At 42.7% G+C, this 3,072-nt stretch carries 2 protein-coding genes and 1 pseudogene; all 3 read right to left on the bottom strand.

What is annotated here, in order from left to right; all coding sequences use genetic code 11:
- Positions 1–899 (bottom strand): annotated as a pseudogene (locus tag ACEW8O_RS22675) (hypothetical protein); the annotation flags it as partial.
- Positions 900–903: 4 nt separating this feature from the next.
- Positions 904–1,053: a hypothetical protein gene (locus ACEW8O_RS22670; protein ID WP_373496913.1), complete on the bottom strand. Its 150-nt coding sequence runs from the start codon at positions 1,051–1,053 to the stop codon at positions 904–906.
- Between the two features lie 216 nt (positions 1,054–1,269).
- A partial coding sequence (locus tag ACEW8O_RS22665) for a DUF885 family protein (protein ID WP_373496912.1) occupies positions 1,270–3,072 on the bottom strand: 1,803 nt, incomplete at its 5' end.

Raw genomic sequence — 3,072 nt, 5'->3', positions numbered from 1 at the left:
GCTCCATTATAAATGGAATCTGTGAAAGTGGTAGAATGGATCACACCAAGATGATCGTAATGGGCAGTCAATACAATATATTCCTGTTTCATGGTTTCATCAGTCCCCTCAATGATGCCAGCCACGTTGGAGGATTTAATGTTCGTATACCCATCGGATGATAGTGAAATTTTTAGATTATGCCTCCCTTGACGTCTTAATTGGTTAAAAGTACTGTTAAGTGTATCCCTAATACATAGGTGGGGCAGGTCGCTTTTAAGTGACTTTGACTCAGGGACTATTCTATCAGAATTGAAAAACCTCATAAAGGTACCCCAAGGCCTTCTTAGGTGATTTTCCCTTAAAAATAATTCAATTATGGCCAATCCCCCTTTTTTATCTACAAGCAATCTTCTTTCTTCCCTCTGAACTCTAGACAGGGAGACAGGAAGTATGACTATTTTATCCTTCATGTCAGTCCTTTCAAAGTCTTTATCGGAAAGTACCAATACAAGGGGCGCTTCCACCATTAAATTGCTACCCATCATCCAGAAAAGATCTTTACCAAGGACAAATGTTTGGTCCAACAGCTGTACCTCTGCCTGTTGGGGTTTAACATACCTTCTCATCGGAATGTCCTGAAGAAAGTCACCATTTTCATTTGGGGGCTTTAGCCCATATTTACGGAACTGCTCGGCGATATACCTGGCGGCTATGTCCAGTTCAATGGTCCCCGTATTGCGCCCCCTTAATTCATCGGCGGCCAAAAACCGGAGATGGGATTCCGATTCTGCCCGGCTGATGGTGGTGGTGATCCTTTCTTTTTGGGCAAAGGCGGGATTTAAAATCGCAGGGATTGAACCCAAAAGAAACAACAGCAGGTAGGTGCTTCTGTCAAAGCAAAAGGGAGTATGTTTCATCTGTTTATTTTTTGTTTTTCAAAGGGCATAACTTGTCCCGGTTTATCGGGATAGCCTGTCCCGACTCTCGGGAGAATCTCGCATGGTTATAATCGTCCCTCCGTGTGAGGTTTTCCTCATGCTCGATTTCATGGGGCCAAGTTACTTTTTTCATTACAAGCGGCTTTGTCATTAGGTTGCAATCTTTGGTCGATTGGTTGCAGAATTTATGATTGGTGATTTATGATTTATGATTTCGGATTTCGGATTTTGGATTCTCGATCTCCGATGACTCGATCACCAGATCACCCGATCACCCTATTAATGAGATCTAGTGAATCTGAAATTCAATGCGGTAAATTTGGATAGGCAACCCAAGCTAGGGATGTATCTATTTTAATGATATAATCCATTCTCTCATCCTTTCCTCTAGAATACTCAAGGGCAGAGCTCCAAAGGACAACAGTTCATCATGGAACATCCGTATATCGAATTTTTCTCCCAACTGTTGTTCAGCCGCTGCACGGAGCTCCTTTATCTTCAATTCCCCAACTTTGTAGGCCAAGGCCTGTGCTGGCCAGGCAATATATCGGTCTATTTCGACGGTAATATCGTGTTCTGTTTTGGCGGAATTGCCTTTAAAATAATCAATGGCTTCCTGCCTAGACCAGCCCATGCCGTGTATACCTGTATCCACTACCAATCGGATGGCCCGCCACATTTCATAGGTAAGTTGTCCGAATTTTGAGTAAGGATCCTTATAAAAACCCATTTCATCGCCCAGACTTTCGGAATACAATCCCCATCCTTCGGAAAAGGCAGTGTAGCGGACGTATTTCCTGAATTCAGGTACATCTTCCATCTCCTGTGCCAGTGAAATTTGCAAATGGTGTCCCGGCATGGCCTCATGGATGGTCAAAGCTTCCATTTCCCACTTGGGACGGCTCATTAAATCGTAAGTGTTGGCGTAAAATATGCCCGCCCTACCCGATGAGGCAGAACTTGGGGAATAATAGGCTGTAGTGGCATATTTCTCCCTGATTTCAGGAACGGGGAAGACTCCATACGGCATTCGGGGAAGCTTTCCAAACATTTTTGGAAGCTCAGGGTCAATTTTCTTGGCGATGGCACGGTAAGCGTCCAAAAGTTGTGCAGGTTCCTCAAAGAAAAACCGGGGGTCGGTTCTGAGAAAAGTATTAAATTCATCAAAGGAACCTGTAAATCCGGTGGATTGGATCAGGGAGTCCATCTCTGCCCTTATCCGTTTGACTTCCCTCAAACCGATTTCATGGATTTGATGAAAAGGTAATGAGGTGGTGGTTTCAACTTTTATTCTATAATTATACCAACTTTCCCCATCCGGAATGTCCTTCCATCCTACAGACTCCCTTGCGTTTGGAATATAGGATTTCTCCATATATGATTGAAGTTTTTCGAATGCAGGAAACACGCTTCCGGAAAGGATCCCCATAGCTTTATCGGTTATTTCTTCACTATAGGCTGTCTGTTTTTTGGAGAGGTAAGCGTTAAGGTTGGATAGGAAAAGGTCATTATCTCTCATATTTTGCAACTGATCCGGAACTCCTTTTAGGCTGGCTTTGGAAGGCATGATTCCCATCTCTATTCCTTTATCCATCAATCCAATGAGTTGATCTATTAATTTGGGGATTTTCCCAAGTTTGATGAGAAAATCATCCACGTCTTTATTGGTTTGAATAGCCGTTCTAGTAGAAAAATTAACAATCCTTTGATGATAGCTGCTGAATAGGTTATTGGTAATGGGCATTAACTGATAAGGGAATTTTTCCCCTTCATTTTCAATTTCGATGGTGTTTTTTAACACATCATAATTCAGTTGATCTTCACGCCCAAGCCCGGACCGATCGATGGACTTTACAGCTTTGGATAACAGCTCAAGGCCGTCCCTGCGACGTTTGATACCTGAATCGGAAAAATCCCTCCATTCCGTCTGCCTTGTTGGGATGTTAAGTTCGGGGTCTGAGAGTAACTTAAATTCAAAATATAAATCGGCCAATTGATCCAGCCGTTCTTTTTCCTTTCTATTGTCAGGATTTTTGCTAAGGGCCTCTATTTTGAACTCAATGGATTCCTGCGCTTTTAATGGCAAAGCAAAGAGGAAAAGGCAGATGAACAGAAATTGGATTCTTTTCATTGGATTATAGTTTTGATGCCT

The sequence above is a fragment of the Aquiflexum sp. genome, from assembly GCF_041749095.1.
Taxonomy (GTDB): domain Bacteria; phylum Bacteroidota; class Bacteroidia; order Cytophagales; family Cyclobacteriaceae; genus Aquiflexum.
This window is presented reverse-complemented; position numbering and strand designations above follow the sequence as displayed.

What these genes read in the sequence shown, in the direction of transcription:
- ACEW8O_RS22670 (WP_373496913.1), bottom strand. Translation starts at nt 1,053, where the DNA reads ATGAAAAAAGTAACTTGGCCCCATGAAATCGAGCATGAGGAAAACCTC.